The organism is Bradyrhizobium sp. BLXBL-01 (assembly GCF_051853025.1).
GTDB lineage: Bacteria > Pseudomonadota > Alphaproteobacteria > Rhizobiales > Xanthobacteraceae > Bradyrhizobium.
Map to the genome: position 1 here is coordinate 7962863 of NZ_CP182471.1, position 17960 is coordinate 7980822.

Sequence of the window (17960 nt, forward strand, 5' to 3'; positions counted from 1 at the left end):
AACAGCTCGCAGATCTTACGTCTGCTCGGCCTTCGCGAAGCGATCATCCAGCGCGTAGCCGGCGCCGCGGACGGTGCGGATCGGGTCCTGCTCGCGGCCGAGATTGAGCAGCTTGCGCAGGCGGCCGATATGGACGTCGACGGTACGCTCATCGATATAGATGTCGCGGCCCCAGACGCTATCGAGCAGCTGCTCGCGCGAGAACACGCGGCCGGGATGCTCCAGGAAGAACTCCAATAGGCGATATTCGGTCGGGCCGAGATCGATCGGCCGGCCCGAGCGCGCCACGCGGCGCTTGTCGCGGTCGAGCTCGATGTCGCCATAGGCGAGCACGGTGGCGAGCCGCTCGGGGCTGGCGCGCCTGAGCAGACCCTTCACGCGCGCGAGCAGCTCCGGCACCGAGAACGGCTTGACGATGTAATCGTCGGCGCCGGTTGCGAGGCCCCGTACCCGCTCGCTCTCCTCGCCGCGCGCAGTGAGCATGATGATCGGCAGCTGCTTGGTCTCGGGACGGGTCCGAAGCCGCCGGCACAGCTCGATGCCCGACAGGCCCGGCAGCATCCAGTCGAGCACGATCAGATCGGGAATGTGCTCCTTGAGGCGGGTGTCGGCGTCGTCGCCGCGCATCACCGTCTCGACGTCATAGCCGTCGCCTTCGAGGTTGTAGCGGAGAAGCTCGGTGAGAGCTTCCTCGTCCTCTACCACCATAATGCGTGCGCCCATGTTGTCGTCGCTCCTTAGGTATTCGGCACCGTCGTGGCGAAGGTCGTCATGTCGCCCTTCGGCCGCTTGTCGGTGATCGCCTGGCCCTCGATCATGTAGAACACGGTCTCGGCGATGTTGGTGGCGTGGTCGCCGATCCGCTCGATGTTCTTGGCACAGAACATCAGGTGGATGCAGAACGAGATGTTGCGCGGATCCTCCATCATGTAGGTGAGGAGCTCGCGGAACAGCGAGGTGCAGATGGCGTCGACTTCCTCGTCGCCCTTCCACACCGCCATCGCCGCCGGCAAATCGTGCGCGGCATAGGCGTCGAGCACGCTCTTGACCTGCTGCTGCACGAGGTCGGTCATGTGCTCCAGGCCGCGGAACAGCTTGAGCGGATGGAAGTCCGTCTCCAGCGCCGCGACGCGCTTGCCCATGTTCTTGGCAAGATCGCCGATGCGCTCGAGATCGGTCGCAACGCGCATGGCGCCGACGATCTCGCGCAGGTCGACGGCCATCGGCTGGCGGCGGGCGATGGTGAGCACGGCACGCTCCTCGATGCGCTTCTGCAGCGCGTCGAGATCGGCGTCGGTGGTGACGACGCGCTGGCCGAGTGCCACGTCGCGGCGGATCAGCGCGTCGACGGAATCGACGATCATGCGCTCGGCGATGCCGCCCATCTCGGCGACCAGGCGAGTGAGCTCCTGAAGGTCGCTGTCGAAGGCCTTTACGGTATGTTCAGAACCCATATTCCGTCTCCTCAGCCGAACCGGCCGGTGATGTAATCCTGCGTGCGCCGATCGCTCGGCGACGTGAAGATCTTGCTGGTGTCGTCGAACTCGATCAGCTCGCCGAGATACATGAAGGCGGTCTTGTCGGAGACGCGCGCCGCCTGCTGCATGTTGTGGGTGACGATCGCGATCGTGTAGTTCTCGGACAATTCCTGGATCAGCTCCTCGACCTTGGCGGTCGAGATCGGGTCGAGCGCCGAGCAAGGCTCGTCGAACAGGATCACCTCGGGCCGCACCGCGACGGTGCGGGCGATGCAGAGGCGCTGCTGCTGGCCGCCGGAGAGCGACAGGCCGGAGGCATTGAGCTTGTCCTTGACCTCGTTCCACAGCGCGCCGCCGCGCAGCGCCTTCTCGACGCGGCCGTCCATCTCGGACTTCGAGATCTTCTCGTACAGACGAATGCCGAAGGCGATGTTCTCGTAGATCGTCATCGGGAACGGCGTCGGCTTCTGGAACACCATGCCGACCCGGGCCCGCAACAGGTTGAGGTCCAGCTTGGCGTCGAGGATGTTGGTCTGGTCGAGCAGCAGCTGGCCGGTGGCGCGCTGGCCCGGATAGAGGTCGTACATCCGGTTGAAGATGCGCAGCAGGGTGGACTTGCCGCAGCCCGACGGGCCGATGAACGCCGTGACGCGGTTGGTGCCGAGCGTCAGATTGATGTTCTTCAGCGCGTGGTGCTCACCGTAGTAGAAATTCAGGTTGCGCGCGGTGACCTTGGCGGGCGCCTCGGGCAGCGGCTGCGAGCCGGGATGAACGGTCGGCGCGCTGACGGAAACAGACATTTCACTCATTTTGCAGTCCTCTCGGCGCCAAGGATGCGCGCGCCAATGTTCAGGGCAAGCACGGTCAGGGTGATGAGCAGCGCGCCGCTCCAGGCGAGTTGCTTCCAATATTCGTAGGGGCTCTGCACGAAGTTGTTGATGGTGACAGGTAGGTTCGCCATCGTCTTGTTCAGGCCGAGGCTGAAGAACTGGTTCGACAGCGCCGTGAACAACAGCGGTGCGGTCTCGCCCGCGACGCGGGCGGTCGCCAGCAGCACGCCGGTGATGAGGCCGGAACGCGCGGCACGATAGGCGATGCGCTTGATCACCAGCGAGCGCGGCAGGCCGAGCGCAGAGGCCGCCTCGCGCAGCGGATTCGGCACCAGCAGCAGCATGTCCTCCGTGGTGCGCACGACGACCGGGATCACGATGACGGCGAGCGCGAGGCTGCCCGCGATCGCCGAGAAGCCGCGCATCGGCACCACCACCGCCCCGTAGATGAACAGGCCGATGATGATCGAGGGCGCCGACAGGAGAATGTCGTTGATGAAACGGATCACCGAGGTCAGCTTGTCGTTGCGACCGTATTCGGCAAGATAGGTGCCGGCGAACAGGCCGAGCGGCGCGCCGATGCCGACGCCGATCACGGTCATGATCAGCGAGCCGACGATGGCGTTGAGCAGACCGCCTTCGTTCGATCCGGGCGGCGGCGTGTTCTCGGTGAAGACCTGGAGGTTGAGCCCGGCCAGGCCGTTGTAGAGCAACGTCATCAGGATCAGCGCGAGCCAGGTGACGCCGAACGCAGCGGCTGCGATGCAGAGTCCGCGAATGACGATGTCCCAGCGGCGGCGGCGCGAATAGATCGGGTTCATGGCTTCACTTCCCCGCCTTGGTTTCCAGGCGCAGCAGCATCAACCGGGCGGCCGCGAGCACGAAGAACGTCAGCACGAACAGCAGGAGGCCGAGCAGGATCAGGCCGGACTGGTGCAGGCCGTCGCTCTCGGCGAACTCGGATGCGATCGCGGCCGAGATCGTGGTGCCCGGCGCGAAGATCGACGAGGAGATCCGGAACGAATTGCCGATGATGAAGGTCACCGCCATGGTCTCGCCGAGCGCACGGCCCAGCGCCAGCATGACGCCGCCGATGATGCCGACGCGGGTGTAGGGGATCACGACGCTGCGGACGACTTCCCAGGTGGTGCAGCCGACGCCATAGGCGGCTTCCTTCAGCACCGGCGGCACCGTCTTGAACACATCGACCGAGATCGAGGTGATGAAAGGCAGCACCATGATGGCGAGGATCAGGGCGGCGTTGAACAGGCTGAGATAGGACGGGGGACCCGCGAAGATCGCGCCCAGCACGGGAATACCGTCGAACACCCTGATCATGAAGGGCTGGAAGGTGTTGGCTAGGAACGGGCCGAGCACGAAGAAGCCCCACATGCCGTAGATGATCGAGGGGATGCCGGCGAGCAGCTCCACCGCCATGCCGATCGGGCGGCGCAGCCATTGCGGGCAGAGCTCGGTGAGGAAGATCGCAATGCCGAGACCGACGGGAATGGCGATCAGCATCGCGATGAAGGAGGTGACGAGCGTGCCGTAGATCGGCCCGAGCGCGCCGAGCACCGGCGGATCGGCGGAGGGCGCCCAGCGCTGCGTCCACAGGAAGGAGATGCCGTATTCCTTGATCGCCGGGAACGCACCGACGATCAGCGAGATGATGATGCCGCCGAGGATCAGCAGCACCGAGATCGCGGACAACCGCGTGATCCAGTAGAAGGTGACGTCGCCGAGCTTGAACGCGCTCAAGGCCTTGGCGCGATCATATGGACCGGCAGCATCAATCACATTGCTCTCGACAGCCATCTCAGCCACGCCGATCCCCTGTGCCCGTTTTATATACGCTTGTTGTTGGTGGCGGTCCCGTGCCCCGGATGCGGTGCAGCGCGAAGCGGTGCGCCGCTGATCCGGGGCCTGGTGCTTGTGGGTCCCGGCTCTGCGGAGCGGCACAGTGGACGATGCTTTGCATCGCCAGGGCCGCACCGCGTCCGGGACACGAGAGCTCTACTTAGCTCTTGATCTCGGCAGCCCAGGTCTTCTCGATCAGCTGGACGACGCTGTCCGGCATCGGGATATAATCGAGCTCTTCAGCCGCCTTGCCGCCGTTCTTGAAGGCCCAACGGAAGAACTTGATGGCTTCCTGCGAGGCCGCCTTGTCGGTGGCGGACTTGTGCATGAGGATGAAGGTCGCCGCCGTGATCGGCCAGGACTTCTCGCCGGGCTGGTCGGTCAGGATGACGTAATAGCCGGGTGCCTTGGCCCAGTCGGCGTTGGAGGCGGCCGCCTGGAAGGCCTCGACGGTCGGCTGCACCGGCTTGCCGGCCTTGTTGACGAGACCGGTGTAGGTCAGCTTGTTCTGCTTGGCATAGGCGTACTCGACGTAACCGATCGAGTTCTTGGTCTGGCTGATGTTGCCCGACACGCCTTCGTTGCCCTTGGCGCCGACGCCGACCGGCCACTCGACCGCGGTGCCCTCGCCGACCTTGCTCTTCCAGTCCGCGCTGGCCTTGGAGAGGTAGTTGGTGAAGTTGAAGGTGGTGCCCGAACCGTCCGAACGGCGGACCACGGTGATCGCCTCCGAGGGCAGCTTCGCGTTCGGATTGAGCTTCTTGATCGCGGCATCGTCCCACTTGGTGATCTTGCCGAGATAGATGTTGGCCAGGGTCTCGCCGTCGAACACCAGCTCGCCGGGCTTCACGCCCTCGAGGTTGACGACAGGGACGATGGCGCCCATCACCATCGGCCACTGGACGAGGCCGTCCTTCTCGAGCTGCTCGGCCTTGAGCGGCGCGTCGCTGGCGCCGAAGGTCACGGTCTTGGCCTGGATCTGCTTGATGCCGCCGCCGGAGCCGATCGACTGATAGTTCAGACCGTTGCCGGTCTCCTTTTTGTAGGCGTCAGCCCACTTCGAATAGATCGGGAACGGGAACGTCGCGCCGGCACCCGTGATGTCGGCAGCAAAGGCTGCCGTCGCCGATGCGGCGACCAAGCCAGCAGCGACGAGAGTTTTGAGGAAATTCATGCTGGTCTCCATACAGGGGAGCGAAGCGCCATCCGCGCCCGATCGCGCTCCCCGTGCCGCCCGTTTAGGAGCGGTCGGCTGTGCTTTTACGAAGGTTTCGTGACAGCTGGATGACAGAGTCAACCGACTGAAATCGCTGGATTTTTAGGTCTAAGCCGGCGTCTTGGCCTGGGGAAAACAGGCGGTAAAAGTGGCGCCCTGCCGGGGCACGCTTTCGATCAGAAGCCGACCGCGATGACGGTTAAGAATATGTTTCACCAGCGATAATCCGAGCCCGGTGCCGCCCTGCGAGCGGCTGTCGCCGACATCCACCCGGTAGAAGCGCTCGGTCAGCCGGGGCAGGTGCTCGGGCGCGATGCCAGGGCCGAAATCGCGGACCATGACCCGGATTTCCTGAGTTCCATCAGTGGCCGCGCTCGATGTCAGCGACACGATGACGCGTCCGCCCGAGGCGCCATATTTGAGCGCGTTCTCGATCAGGTTCTCGAACAGGCGGAGCAGTTCCTCCCGGTCGCCCGCGATCATCACCGGCGGCTCCGGCAGGTGGATGTCCACCTCGACCTGACGCTCGCGCGCCAGCGGCTCGAGCCCGTCGGCGACCTGGCGGATGATCGGGACGAGATCGACCAGGGTGTCCGGCCGGACATGGGCCGACAGCTCGACCCGCGACAGCGACAAGAGATCGTCGATCAGGCGCGCCATGCGCGTCGCCTGATTGTGCATGATGCCGAGGAAGCGCTCGCGTGCCTTTGGATCGTCCTTGGCCTGGCCCTGCAGCGTGTCGATGAAACCGGACAGTGCGGCGAGCGGCGTGCGCAGCTCATGGCTGGCATTGGCGACGAAATCGGCGCGCATCTCCTCGACCCGGCGCAGCGGCGTCTGGTCGTGGAAGGTCATCAGCATGCATTTGTCGGTGCCGCCGAAGCTGGTCGGCACCGGTACCGGCGTGATGATCAGCTCCATCCAGCGATCGACCGGAACATGATCGAGATAGGTCGCGCGCCGCGGCTCGGTGGTCGCGATGGCCTCGCGCAGCGCGGTGATGATCTCCGGCGAGCGCAGCGCGAACTGGGCGAGCTCGTTCCGGCGCAGCGCCGGCGCGAGCTGGGCGGCCGCGGCATTGAGGTGGACGACGCGGCCGGCGCGGTCGAGCAGCACCGCCGGATCCGGCATGCCGGCAACCACCGCGGCCACCGCCGCGCTCTCGACCGGGTTGATGCGCCTGACGTCGTCGCGGGAGGCGGCGGGATCGTGCAGCCGCCACGGGATCAAGGCGGCCGCCGCGATGCAGAGGAACACGATTGCGGCGTGCAGCGCCGACAATTCGCCGAGCGAGACAACGACGGACAGCGCCAGCGCCGCGGCGATCAGAATGATGGTCGAGTGCCGCAGCCGGTCGGACCAGGGCTGGGCGGAGGGAGAAGAGGGGGCGTCGATCGCCATCGGGGCGGGCTTCTCCTGGGGGCTGTCCTTAAGGACCTGACATCGGTCAGGCGCCGCTGTCGCTGCGCTCTCTCACATAGGCGGCTTCAGGCGCAGGACCGGGGTCCAGCTTGAGCGCCGCCTGTTGCAACCGCTTCGATCGGGCGCCGATGATAACTTCTCGAAACGTCAGCAAGATTACAGATAGGACGAACGGAGACAGATAATAGAGGACGCGGAACAGCAGCATGCCGCCCAGGAGCTCCTCCCGGTCCATCTGCCAGAGGCCGACCAGCATGGCGGCGTCGAACACCCCCAAGCCGCCGGGCGAATGGCTGGCGAAGCCGAGCAGGGTCGCCGAGACGAAGATCACCGCGACCACGACGAAGCCGAGATTGGGCTCGTCCGGGACCAGCACATACATCGCCAGCGCGCAGAAGCCGAGATCGACGATGCCGATCGCGATCTGGAGCAGCGTCAGCGGGCCTCCCGGCAGCACCACGGTCCAGGGGCCGCGGCCGACCACCCGCGGCTGGGTCCAGACCCAGACCACATAGCCGATCAGCGCCACGATGATCATCAGCGCCAGCGTCCGGTTCAGCCAGGCCGGCAGCTGGTCGATCGAGGCCGCCGCCTCCGGATGGTAGGAGATGCCGAGGCCGAGCACGGCGGCATTGCCCAGCCAGAACGTCAGGCCGGCGAGAAAGCAGATCTTTGCGACGTCGATCGCGTTCAGCCCGTAGGCCGAATAGATGCGGTAGCGCACCGCACCGCCAGTGAAGACGGATGCGCCGACATTGTGGCCGATCGAATAGCTGGTGAAGGCCGCGAGCGCGTTGATGCGATAGGGCACGTGGGCATGGCCGATCGCGCGCGTGGCGAAGAGGTCGTAGAAGGTCAGCGTGAAATAGCCCGCAGCGACGAACAGCGCCGCCATCGCAATCTGGCTCGGCTCGGTACTCTTGATCGCTTCGAGGACCTCGTTGAAATCGATGCCCCGCAGCATGTGGTAGAGCACGTAGCAAGCGATGCCGATGACCGCGATGCTGATCACAACTCCAAGCTTATGCAGGATTTGCTTCTGGCGCAGAAACGTCGTCACCCTGCGTATGGCTTCCAGCATCTAGACCTCGAACAACGCTTCAACGGCCAGGGTGGCCGGCGGACAGGCGGACGCGCAGGCATTCAACGAACCCGCGCTGCCGGCACCGGCATCGCGCATGCCCCCCGCCCCTCCACTAGCGCGTTTTCGGCCGAAGTGGAATTCGGCAATTCGAACAAAAACGCGTGCCTTCAATATTTTAGGCAGGGTAGCGGCTCCCGGTGCAGGGGTTGGCGCTTTCGGCGGCAAGGCCTGGCGCGAATCTCCATGGCGATCCTGCGCAGGGGCCATGAAGTTTTGATGATTTCGGCCGCACAATGTTCCGTCACGCCTTAAGCCGACGTCAATCTATGGGGCCCGCCCGCCTGTTGAAAGAGGGGGGCAATCCCGGCATCGTTCCCGGATTTTCCGATGCGCCGGAAGGTCGCGGGCTCCAGACCGCACTCAAGGCGCGGTCAAATAGCCGCGGCCATAGGCGCCGGCCTGATCCTCGAAGATCGCCATGGCCGTGGTCATCCGCCTGAAGCCCAGGCGTTCGTAAAAGCCTTCCTTGCCCGGCACGGCGTAGAGGATGATCTTGCGATGGCCGCGGCAACGCGCAAGCAGACGTTCGATCATGTCGCGGCCGAGACCCCGCCCCTGATGATCCGGGTGCACTGCGACATCACAGAGATAGGCGCAGTCGCGGCCATCGGCGAGTACGCGGCCGGCGCCGACGAGGCGCCCCTGCTCATAAGCGAAGGTTCGAAACATGCTGTTGCCAAACACGAGCGCGAGATCGGCCGGTGTCTTGGTGCCGAGCGGTGCGATGCGGTAGAGCGCGGACAGCTCATCCCAGTCGACACCGGCGAGATCGTCGGACCAGAGAATCGACATCGCAAAAGCCTCCCCGGCTCAGTCCCGGGCGGCATTGACGGCCGCCACGATTTCGTCGCTGTCAGGAAAATGGCCTTTGCTGCGGCTGGCGACAATCCGGTCGCCGAGCTTCACCTGGAAAACGCCGCCCTTGCCGGGGACGAGATCCGATTCCAGCCCCAGCTGCCGGCGCAGCGCCGCGGCCGCCTCCTTGGCGCGCTTCTCGTATCCACACGGCCGGCAATAGATGATGGTCACGTCGGACATCTCATCCTCCTTCAGGCCGCAAGCTGTGGACGCACCGCTTCGATTCCGGCGATCCAGCCGCCGACCGATCGGCCGATCGCATCGGGATGATCCTCCTGGAGGTAGTGCCGACCGGGCCCGAGGCGGACGAGCGCGCAGTGCCGCAGCGAGGCCGCGAATGTCTCGGCAAATGCGGGAGCGACGACGGCTCCCGGCTCGCCCGCGAACAGCAGCTTCGGATAGGCGGACGCTTTCAGCGACGCATGAGCCGATTGCAGCGCGTGATAGACATCGGCGGGCTCGCCGGCGATCGGCAATTCACGCGGGAGTGCAAGAACGGGCCGGCGGCTGTCCGGCGTCGGAAAAGGCTCGCGATAAGGCGCCATCTCGTCTTCGCTCGAACTTCGCATGATGCCGCCGGGCAGCACGCGTTCGACGAAGGCGTTCGCCTCCAGGACCATGGCCTCCCCCTCGCCTTGCGTCCTGAATTTTCGGAAAGTTTCGCGTGCAGCTTCCGCCTGGTGGAAATCCTGCCAGGTCGGCATCGGCCGGATGAACTCCATGAAGGCAAGCCCGCGCACGAACGCCGGCCGGCGCGCCGCCAGATGAAATGCGAGCGCCGTGCCCCAGTCCTGCGCAACGAGATAGGCCGAATTGATTCCGAGCTCGTCGATCAACGCGTCGAGATAGCGGACGTGGTCGAAGAAGCGATAGGCGATATCGGGTTTGCCGGACCGGCCGAAGCCGATGAGATCGGGCGCGATGCAATGCGCCACCGGCGCCACCAGCGGCAGGATGTTTCGCCAGATATGGGACGACGTCGGATTGCCGTGAAGAAAGAGCGCGACCGGCGCATCCTTCGCGCCCGTCTCGCGATAAGCCATCGTGCTTCCCAGCACGGAGGCGCTGCGGATCTGAATCTCGGCTTGCTGGCTCATGTCGGCTCCTTGAAGACGGTCTTGAAGGCGATGGTCTTGAATCGCTCGAGCGCGCGGGGCGTGCGGTCGACCTTCATGCGCAGGATCGCGCCCTGCCAGGACGCGAGCAGGAAGTCGGCAAGCTCCTCGGGCTCGAATTCGGAATCGATCTCGCCGCTTTCCTGCGCCTCGCTGATGCAGGCCGCGAACGGCATGCGCCACTCGGCAAATATTTCGGCGAGGCGGGTGCGCAGCAGTTCGCTGCTGCCGGCCGCTTCCAGACTGAGATCGCCGATGAGGCAGCCGCGTCCGTAGCCGTCGGCTCCGAGGCGGCCGGTGATGATGTCGAGATAGCGTTTGAGCCGCGCCCGCGGCGTCAGCGAGGCGTCTTCAAGGGCCTCCGCCACCAATCCCTTCGTGATCTCGAAATAGCGGTCGAGCACCTCCGAAGCGAACGCTTCCTTGGAGCGAAAATGATTGGTGAAGGACCCCTGCGGGGCGCCCGCCGCGGCGGTGACATCGCGCACGCTGGTGCCGTGATAGCCGGTCCGGAACATGACCTTGAGGCCGGCGTCGAGGATGGCGTCTTTGAGCGAGGGCTTGGGCATGAGCAAATAATACGTACGTACGTATTATTGTCAAGTGCAGCTTTTCCCGGCTCTTCATGACCTCGCTGGGGGAGAAAGCGGGCTCGGCGGCGCGGCTTCAGCCTGCCCGCATGCTGCGCGCGACCACGCGATCGCGCAGCCAGGCGCCGATGGTGCAGCCGACCAGGTAACAGGCGAACATGATCAGGCCGAGGTCGAGCCAGTAACCGAAGCGGCCGGGGACCACATGGGCGAGGGAGGCCGCGACCAGGACGGCGGCAAGCACGGCGAGCCAGCGCGCGGTCACCTTCGAAGTGCCGTTGCCGCGCTGGACCACCGAGATCCAGCCCATGCAGAAGCCCAGCAGCAGCGAGCCGATCAGCCAGCCCAGATGGAACGAGACGAGATAGGGCATCGTCACCTCACCAGAAATTCGATGCGGCGGTTCTGCGCCTTGCCTTCATCGGTGTCGTTGCCGGCGACGGGCTGCGTGCTGCCATGGCCGACCGCGGTGAAACGGCTGGCCGGCAGGCCCGCTCTGACCAGATAGTCGATCACTGCTTGAGCGCGCTTTTCGGAGAGAGCCTGGTTGAAGGAATCCTCGCCATCGGCGTCGGTATGTCCGGCGACCTCGATATTGGTGGTGGGGCAGCGCAGCGCCGTCTCGATGAGACGATCGAGGATGCCGGCCGAATCGGGATCGATGTCCGCGCGCTTGTTGGCGAAGCGGATCTTGCCCTTGGTCAGAAGCTCCGAGAACAATTGCTGGCACACGGTACCGTCGACCGGGCCTGCGGCGGGCTTCACCGTGATCTCCGGCTTGTATTGCCAGTTCTTCGGGAAGTCCTTGCCGAGGCCTGCGCGGATCTCGTTGGCGGCGCCTTCGTAGAGCGCATCGCCCGAGAGCTTCACCTCGCGGTCGGAGACGACGAGCGTGCCGGTCGACAGCCGCGACAGCGCGCCGAGCGCGGCGACGACCGCCGTGTTGAAGGAGCCGGGTGCGCCGATGCTGGCCTTGAGATTGTCGACGACCTTTTCGGTGAAGAACTTTCGCGAGGCGCTGGTGGCAATTGCGGCGTGGACGTTGTTGTCAGGAACGTAGCCGGTGAGCGTCACCGTCGCGGCTACCGGATCCTTGTAGGCCTGGAAGATGTAGGGCGGCGCCTTGATCTCGTTGGCGGCGATCGAAAAGCCCTCGGGCAGGTTCTTCAGCGCAGCCGCGATTGCCTCGCGGCCGCCGAGCTCGCGCGCCATGCCCGACAGGTTGACCTTGGTGTCCGTGATCGTGATCTTGCCGTCCTTCAGCTTGCCGATCTGATCGAGCAGCAGCATCGCGGCGGCCTCGAACCGCGGTGGCGCCCCGCGCGCCAGCCCCATCTGGTCGGCGACCTCGACGCCGCCGACTTCCTTTCGGGCCGCCTCGGTCAGCCGACCCTTCATCGACGGCAGCGGCGCGGAGCCCGACAGCGTCACCCGCACCACGTCGCGCTCGGCGTTCCAGACGAAGGGCTTGGCCTCAGGAACGAGACGGGTCCGGTCGTCGACCAGCCGCACGCCGGGCACGGTTTCGACAGCCATCACCGCGTCGCGGCGCCCCTCCTCGGAGAAGGCGTCCGCGGCCAGGCTGACGTCGCGGCCGTCAACCGCGATCCGGGTCTTGTCCAGAACGGTGTCCTTCAGCGCAGCCGAGCTGCGGGCCGACAGATCGGCCTCGACCGGTAAGGTGTTATTCCAGGCCGCAAATCCCCACATGACGGCAAGGGGGATGAGCCCCGGCCACCATTTACCGGCCCACGAGAAAAGCTTCTGCATTCGACGACCCGAACTCTGGAAACGGAGACAAAACAAACCCTTGGCAGGCTGTCAAACCGGAAATGGCACTGTTCCGAAGGCCCGGGTGGGACAATTGGAATAACTTTTTCTTCAAGGGTTCTTCCGTAAGTTGAGCGCGGAATGCCAAAGTCCCCCACCCGGTCATGAAACAACTGCGTAACAACGTCATCCGCGCCGGGCTGGGAGCTCTCTATTTCAGCGGGGCGCACCACCTGTTGCGCCCGCTTTTGTCGGGCGTCGGCGCCATTTTCATGCTGCACCACGTGCGGCCGGCGCGCGAGGCCGCGTTCCAGCCGAACCGGCATCTCGAGGTCACCCCAGAATTCCTGCGCGCCACGCTGTGCCATTTGCGCTCGCGCGACATCGACATCGTCAGCATGGACGAGCTGCATGAGCGGCTGGTGGAAGGCCGGTTCGACCGGCGCTTCGCCGCCTTCACCCTCGACGACGGTTATCGCGACAATCTGCATTACGCCCTGCCGGTGCTGCGCGAATTTGACGCGCCGCTGGCGGTCTACGTCGCAAGCGATTTTGCCGACGGCACCGGGCGATTGTGGTGGACGGCGCTGGAGGCCGTGATCGCCAAGACCGACCAGATCGACGTCCGGATCGGCAATTCCGCGCTGCGGCTCGATGCGACCACGATTGCGGCGAAGCAGGCGGCGTTCGACCGCCTGCACGACTGGCTGCGCGCGCTGCCGGGCGAACACGATCTTGCGCGCGAGATCGGGGCGCTGTGCACGGCCTACGGCGTCGACATGGAAGCGCTGTGCCGCAGCCTCTGCCTGTCCTGGGCCGAGCTGAAGTCCTTTGCCGCCGATCCGCTGGTCACGATCGGCGCGCACAGCGTCAGCCATTGCAATCTCGCCAAGCAGGCGGAAGACATCGCCGCGCAGGAGATGGGCACGAGCCGCGCGCGGATCGAGCAGGTGCTGGAGCGCCCCGTGCTGCACCTCGCCTATCCCTATGGCGACCGCGACGCCGCGGGCGCGCGCGAATTCGCCCTTGCCGCATCCGCCGGCTTCAAGACCGCGGTGACGACACGGCCCGGCATGCTCTTCGCGGAGAGCGCCGACTACATGACCGCGCTGCCCCGCGTCTCGCTCAACGGCAATTATCAGGACACGCGTATCCTGCCGGTGCTGACCTCGGGCGCCGCGACCGCGATGTGGAACGGCTTCCGCCGCATCGCGGCGGCTTAGGCCTCATTCTGCGTACGTGAGGACAAGCGCGCCTTCCTTGACTCCCCTTCCCGCTCCGCCCACAACCAGCGGCAACAAAGGGAGGAACACATGTTCAACGATCTGTTCTCGCTCAAAGGCCGCATCGCGCTGGTGACCGGCGGCTCGCGCGGCATCGGCAAGATGATCGCGGCGGGATTTCTCAGCGCCGGCGCGGCGAAGGTCTACATCACCGCGCGGAAGGCCGGACCTTGCGAGGAGACCGCCAAGGAGCTCAGCGCGCAATATGACGGCGAATGCATCGCGCTGCCGATCGACATTTCGAGCATCGAAGGCTGCAACAGGCTCGCCGGCGAGATCATCAAGCTGGAGCCGAGGCTCGACATCCTCGTCAACAATGCCGGCGCGGCCTGGGGCGCCGAGTTCGACGAATTCCCGGAGAGCGGCTGGGACAAGGTGATGAACCTCAACGTCAAGGCGCCGTTCTTCCTGACCAAGGCGCTGGCCGGTCCCTTGCGCGCGGCAGCGAGCGCAGAGCGGCCGGCGAAAGTGATCAACATCGCCTCGATCGACGGTATCTTCGTCAATCCGATGGAGACCTATTCCTACGCCGCGAGCAAGGCCGGGCTGATCCATCTGACCCGGCGCATGGCGGTGAAGCTGATCCCCGACCATGTCGTGGTCAGCGCCATCGCGCCGGGGCCATTCAAATCCGACATGAACCGCGCCGCGCGCGATCACGGCGACGAGGTCGCAACGCGCGTGCCTGCGGGCCGCATCGGCACCGATGAGGACATGGCGGGCGCCGCGATCTACCTCGCCTCGCGCGCCGGCGATTACGTCGTCGGCGCGACCATCGCGGTCGACGGCGGCATCGTCTATGCGAATGCGGGGATCAAGGGCAGCGGGTGGGATAGCTGAAGGAGGCGATCGGTACTCCGCTCTCGCCTCATCCTCCGCTGTCATGCCCCGGCTTGACCGGGGCATCCAGTAAGCCGCGGCCTCGCGGCTCTATCACGACAGTCTCTGGAATACTGGATCGCCCGGTCAAGGCCGGGCGATGACAGTGAGTGCGTGGCGCGGCCATCGCATCTCGCTAGCAGCCGTTACGACTCGATCTTCACGTACTCGAAATCGCCGGGCTTGTTGTCGATGCCGACCTTCGGCGGCGAGATCCAGGAGGCGAACTGGCCGATCTCGGTGACGGGCTGCATCAATGACGTGATGAAGTCACCGTCGCTGGCCGACGGCAGCCATTCGTCCTTGCGCTTGGCCCAGGTGGCATCGTCGATCAGAATGCCGTCGGGCGTCGCATGCACGTCCTTGAACTCGCCGATGTGGCGGTGGAAGGCGACATTGGGTAGCGTCAGCTTGAAGTCGTAGCCCGCGGTCGAGATCACCTTGTTCCAGCGCAGCATACCCTTGACGCAATCCTGGCTGTAATCGTCGCGCAGGCGCATGTTGAGCGCGGTCAGCGCCGGCTCGTCGACCAGCTTGACCTCGCCGTTGATGAGCTTGAGCACCGGGTAGGTGGAGTTCTTGAGCTGATGATCGTCGTCGATCTGGGTCTCGTGATAGCGGCCCTTGATGCCGGCGTTGAAGGCGTTGGCCGCGTTGGTCGAGACCTCCGAGCCGAACAGGTCGAGCGAGAGCGTATAGTGCAGGTTCAGCTTCTTCTGGATGGTCGGGAGATCGATGACGCCGAGCGCGCGGACCTTCGCGATGTCCGTGGGATCGGTGATGCCGGCCGCCTTCATCGCATCGCAAGTGCGCTGCACGACGCGGGTGATGCCGGTCTCGCCGACGAACATGTGGTGCGCTTCCTCCGTCAGCATGAAGCGGCAGGTGCGCGACAGCGGATCGAAGCCGGACTGCGCCAGTGAGTGTAGCTGCATCTTGCCGTCGCGGTCGGTGAAATAGGTGAACATGAAGAAGGACAGCCAGTCCGGCGTCGCCTCGTTGAAGGCGCCCAGCATGCGCGGCGCGTCGGCGTCGCCGGAGCGGCGGCGCAAGAGATCGTCGGCTTCCTCGCGGCCGTCGCGGCCGAAATATTTCTGCAGCAGGTAGACCATCGCCCAGAGATGGCGGCCTTCCTCGACATTGACCTGGAACAAATTGCGCATGTCGTAGAGCGAGGGCGCGGTCTTGCCGAGATGGCGCTGCTGCTCGACCGAGGCCGGCTCGGTGTCGCCCTGGATCACGATCAGGCGGCGCAGCATGGCGCGATGCTCGCCCGGGACTTCCTGCCAGGCCGGCTCGCCATAATGCTCGCCGAACGGCACGACGCGGTTCTCTTCCTGCGGCGCAAGGAGAATGCCCCAGCGATATTCGGGCATGCGGACGTAATCGAACTTGGCCCAGCCACGCGGATCGACCGAGTACGCCGTGCGCAAATAGACCAGCGATTCCTGGAAACCCTCCGGCCCCATGTCGCTCCACCAGTCCATGTAGCCGGGATGCCAGCCTTCCAGCGCTTTCAGCACCTGGCGGTCTTCGGCGAGATTGACGTTGTTGGGAATCTTGGTCGAGTAGTCGACGTTCATGATGTTCATGTTCATGGCCGTGCTCCTTGGTCTGTCCCGTGTCCCGGACGCTGCGCAGCGCGAAGCGGTGCGCTGCAGAGCCGGGACCCATTGTCTGGTCGCTCTGGGTCCCGGTTCTGCGCAGCGGCATTGCATGCCGCAGCGCGCCCGGGACACGATCGTCATTAAACCCGCGTCATATCGAATTTCGGCTTCTGGCCGCTGCCGTAGCGGCGCAGCGCGCCTTCCTCGCCGACGGCGTTCGGGCGCTGGAAGATCCAGTTCTGCCAGGCGGTGAGGCGTGCGAAGATCTTTGATTCCATCGTCTCGGGACCGACGAAGCGCAGGCTCGCTTCCATGCCGGTGAGGCTGTCGGGCGAGAAGCTGGCGCGCTCCTCGAGGAACACGCGGACCTCGTCGTCCCAGTCGATGTCGTCGAGCGCGAAGGTGACGAGGCCGAGCTCTTCGGCCTGCTCGGCATCGAGGCTGGTGCCGAGCGTCGCTTCCGCGCGCTCCAGATCGGACGGGTCGGCCTGGAAGCGCGATTGCAGTCGCGTCAGCCCGTGGCTCATCGGATACGGGCCGAAATTCATCGCGGACAGCTCGATCGAGGGCGGCGGGCGGTTGTCGCCCTGGCGCGTGCCGATCAACATGTAGGAGCGGTCGGCGGCGAAGACGAGCTCGGCGAGCGTGCCGGCAAAGCAGGAGCCGGGCTCGACCAGCGTCACCAGCGTGCGCGAGGTGACGTCGACGCGCTTGAGCACGCGCTTCCAGTAATGCCTGATCTCGTTGACCAGCCAATGCGCCTTGTTGGCTTCGAGGAAGGCATCGCTGGCGAGCACATGGGCGCGGTCGCCATGGCTCTTGAACACCAGCATCGCGATCTCGAGCTCGTTGATGCGCAAATGCAGGATGGCGTCGTCGAGCTCGCGCGCCACTTGCAACGGCCAGAACGAGGCGCCTTGCGCCATCATACCGTCGATGTCCGCGGGCGGTGCGGTCTCCGATGCCTTGATCGAGATGGTGGCGATGCGGGCGGTGCGATCGATGTCGACGGTGACGAAGCCGTAGCGGATGCTGTTCTCGTCGATCAGGCGCCTGAGCGGCGTCAGCGCGATGCCCTTGCCGCTGCCCTTGCGTTTCGAAGCGACCGCAAACTCCCTGGCGCGCTCGGCGATCTTGGCCTCGAGCTTGGAGTTCGGCGCGATCTCGTCGACGAGGCGCCATTGCACGGCGCGCTTGCCCTTCACGCCTTCCTCGATGGTGCAGAAGACATCGGCGTGATCGCGGCGCACCTTGCGCTTGTCGACGACGCGGGTCAGACCGCCGGTGCCCGGCAGCACCGCGAGCAGCGGCACCTCGGGCAGCGCCACGGCAGACGAGCCATCGTCGGCGAGGATGATGTGATCGGTCGCGAGCGCCAGCTCATAGCCGCCGCCGGCGGCGGAGCCGTTCACGACGGTGATGAAGCGCTGGCCGGAATTCTCCGACGAATCTTCCATACCGTTGCGCGTCTCGTTGGTGAACTTGCAGAAGTTCACCTTGTGGGCATGCGTGGAGCCCGCGAGCATGCGGATGTTGGCCCCGGCGCAGAACACGCGGTTCTTGGCCGAGCGCAGCAGGACGACCTTCACCTCGGGATGCTCGAAACGCAGGCGCTGGATCGCGTCGGCCAGCTCGATGTCGACGCCGAGATCGTAGGAATTGAGCTTGAGCAAATAGCCCTCGAACAGGCCGCCATTCTCGTCGACGTCCATGGTCAGCGTCGCGACGTCGCCCTCGACCGCGAGCTTCCAATGCTTGTAGCGGGACGGTTCGGTCTGGAAATCGATGAATGTCGCGCCGCCTGCGAGGCGCCGATCTTCCCCGGCCATGAGCCACCCTTAAGCTTGGTTATGCATTTCGAGCGTTAGATGCACAATAATGCATCCTGCCCAGTCAGTCTAGCCCGAATCT

The 17960-nt window shown here is 65.1% G+C and carries 18 protein-coding genes; 2 read left to right on the plus strand and 16 right to left on the minus strand.

Annotated elements, in window-relative coordinates; genetic code table 11:
* Positions 1-15 precede the first annotated feature (15 nt).
* The 14 genes from phoB to ACNJYA_RS36945 form a co-directional block, all read right to left on the minus strand.
* Positions 16-723, minus strand: a complete 708-nt coding sequence (gene phoB / locus ACNJYA_RS36880; protein ID WP_008143479.1) for a phosphate regulon transcriptional regulator PhoB — start codon at positions 721-723, stop codon at positions 16-18.
* A gap of 14 nt (positions 724-737) precedes the next feature.
* Positions 738-1454: a phosphate signaling complex protein PhoU gene (gene phoU / locus ACNJYA_RS36885; RefSeq protein ID WP_025033425.1), complete on the minus strand. Its 717-nt coding sequence runs from the start codon at positions 1452-1454 to the stop codon at positions 738-740.
* Positions 1455-1465: 11 nt separating this feature from the next.
* Positions 1466-2287 carry a phosphate ABC transporter ATP-binding protein PstB gene (gene pstB, locus ACNJYA_RS36890; protein ID WP_260381220.1) on the minus strand — a complete coding sequence of 274 codons (822 nt, stop codon included), beginning with the start codon at positions 2285-2287 and terminating at the stop codon, positions 1466-1468.
* Positions 2284-3129, minus strand: a complete 846-nt coding sequence (pstA, locus tag ACNJYA_RS36895; RefSeq protein WP_172786121.1) for a phosphate ABC transporter permease PstA — start codon at positions 3127-3129, stop codon at positions 2284-2286. Before pstA ends, pstB begins: the two co-directional genes overlap by 4 nt.
* 4 nt (positions 3130-3133) lie before the next feature.
* A complete protein-coding gene (gene pstC / locus ACNJYA_RS36900) occupies positions 3134-4123 on the minus strand; it encodes a phosphate ABC transporter permease subunit PstC (protein ID WP_439367555.1) in 990 nt (329 codons plus the stop codon).
* A 202-nt stretch (positions 4124-4325) separates the two neighbouring features.
* On the minus strand, positions 4326-5339 hold the full coding sequence (pstS, locus tag ACNJYA_RS36905) for a phosphate ABC transporter substrate-binding protein PstS (protein ID WP_172786122.1): 1014 nt from the start codon (positions 5337-5339) through the stop codon (positions 4326-4328).
* A 150-nt stretch (positions 5340-5489) separates the two neighbouring features.
* A complete protein-coding gene (locus ACNJYA_RS36910) occupies positions 5490-6782 on the minus strand; it encodes an ATP-binding protein (RefSeq protein ID WP_172786123.1) in 1293 nt (430 codons plus the stop codon).
* A 46-nt stretch (positions 6783-6828) separates the two neighbouring features.
* Positions 6829-7884, minus strand: a complete 1056-nt coding sequence (locus ACNJYA_RS36915; RefSeq protein WP_172786124.1) for a lysylphosphatidylglycerol synthase domain-containing protein — start codon at positions 7882-7884, stop codon at positions 6829-6831.
* A 423-nt stretch (positions 7885-8307) separates the two neighbouring features.
* Positions 8308-8739 carry a GNAT family N-acetyltransferase gene (locus tag ACNJYA_RS36920; protein ID WP_439401704.1) on the minus strand — a complete coding sequence of 144 codons (432 nt, stop codon included), beginning with the start codon at positions 8737-8739 and terminating at the stop codon, positions 8308-8310.
* A gap of 18 nt (positions 8740-8757) precedes the next feature.
* Complete coding sequence (locus tag ACNJYA_RS36925; RefSeq protein ID WP_439401705.1) at positions 8758-8985, minus strand: SelT/SelW/SelH family protein; 228 nt, start codon at positions 8983-8985, stop codon at positions 8758-8760.
* Positions 8986-8996: 11 nt separating this feature from the next.
* On the minus strand, positions 8997-9902 hold the full coding sequence (locus tag ACNJYA_RS36930; protein WP_439401706.1) for a haloalkane dehalogenase: 906 nt from the start codon (positions 9900-9902) through the stop codon (positions 8997-8999).
* Entirely contained in the window at positions 9899-10489 is a 591-nt protein-coding gene (locus tag ACNJYA_RS36935) for a TetR family transcriptional regulator C-terminal domain-containing protein (RefSeq protein ID WP_439401707.1), read from the minus strand. Before ACNJYA_RS36935 ends, ACNJYA_RS36930 begins: the two co-directional genes overlap by 4 nt.
* A gap of 97 nt (positions 10490-10586) precedes the next feature.
* Positions 10587-10883 (minus strand): hypothetical protein, encoded by a 297-nt coding sequence (locus ACNJYA_RS36940; RefSeq protein WP_172786129.1) that lies wholly within the window; start codon positions 10881-10883, stop codon positions 10587-10589.
* Between the two features lie 2 nt (positions 10884-10885).
* Positions 10886-12280 (minus strand): OmpA family protein, encoded by a 1395-nt coding sequence (locus ACNJYA_RS36945; protein WP_172786130.1) that lies wholly within the window; start codon positions 12278-12280, stop codon positions 10886-10888.
* 164 nt (positions 12281-12444) lie between these two features.
* On the opposite strand from ACNJYA_RS36945, the gene ACNJYA_RS36950 reads away from it, so the two are divergent.
* Entirely contained in the window at positions 12445-13503 is a 1059-nt protein-coding gene (locus ACNJYA_RS36950) for a polysaccharide deacetylase family protein (protein ID WP_439401708.1), read from the plus strand.
* Between the two features lie 90 nt (positions 13504-13593).
* Positions 13594-14403, plus strand: a complete 810-nt coding sequence (locus tag ACNJYA_RS36955; RefSeq protein WP_439401709.1) for an SDR family oxidoreductase — start codon at positions 13594-13596, stop codon at positions 14401-14403.
* A 185-nt stretch (positions 14404-14588) separates the two neighbouring features.
* On the opposite strand, the gene boxB is transcribed toward ACNJYA_RS36955, so the two are convergent.
* Together boxB and boxC are read right to left on the minus strand one after the other, a co-directional pair.
* On the minus strand, positions 14589-16040 hold the full coding sequence (boxB, locus tag ACNJYA_RS36960) for a benzoyl-CoA 2,3-epoxidase subunit BoxB (protein WP_212256045.1): 1452 nt from the start codon (positions 16038-16040) through the stop codon (positions 14589-14591).
* A gap of 149 nt (positions 16041-16189) precedes the next feature.
* Positions 16190-17878, minus strand: coding sequence for a 2,3-epoxybenzoyl-CoA dihydrolase (gene boxC, locus ACNJYA_RS36965; RefSeq protein ID WP_439401710.1), 1689 nt, complete (start codon positions 17876-17878; stop codon positions 16190-16192).
* Positions 17879-17960: the final 82 nt, after the last annotated feature.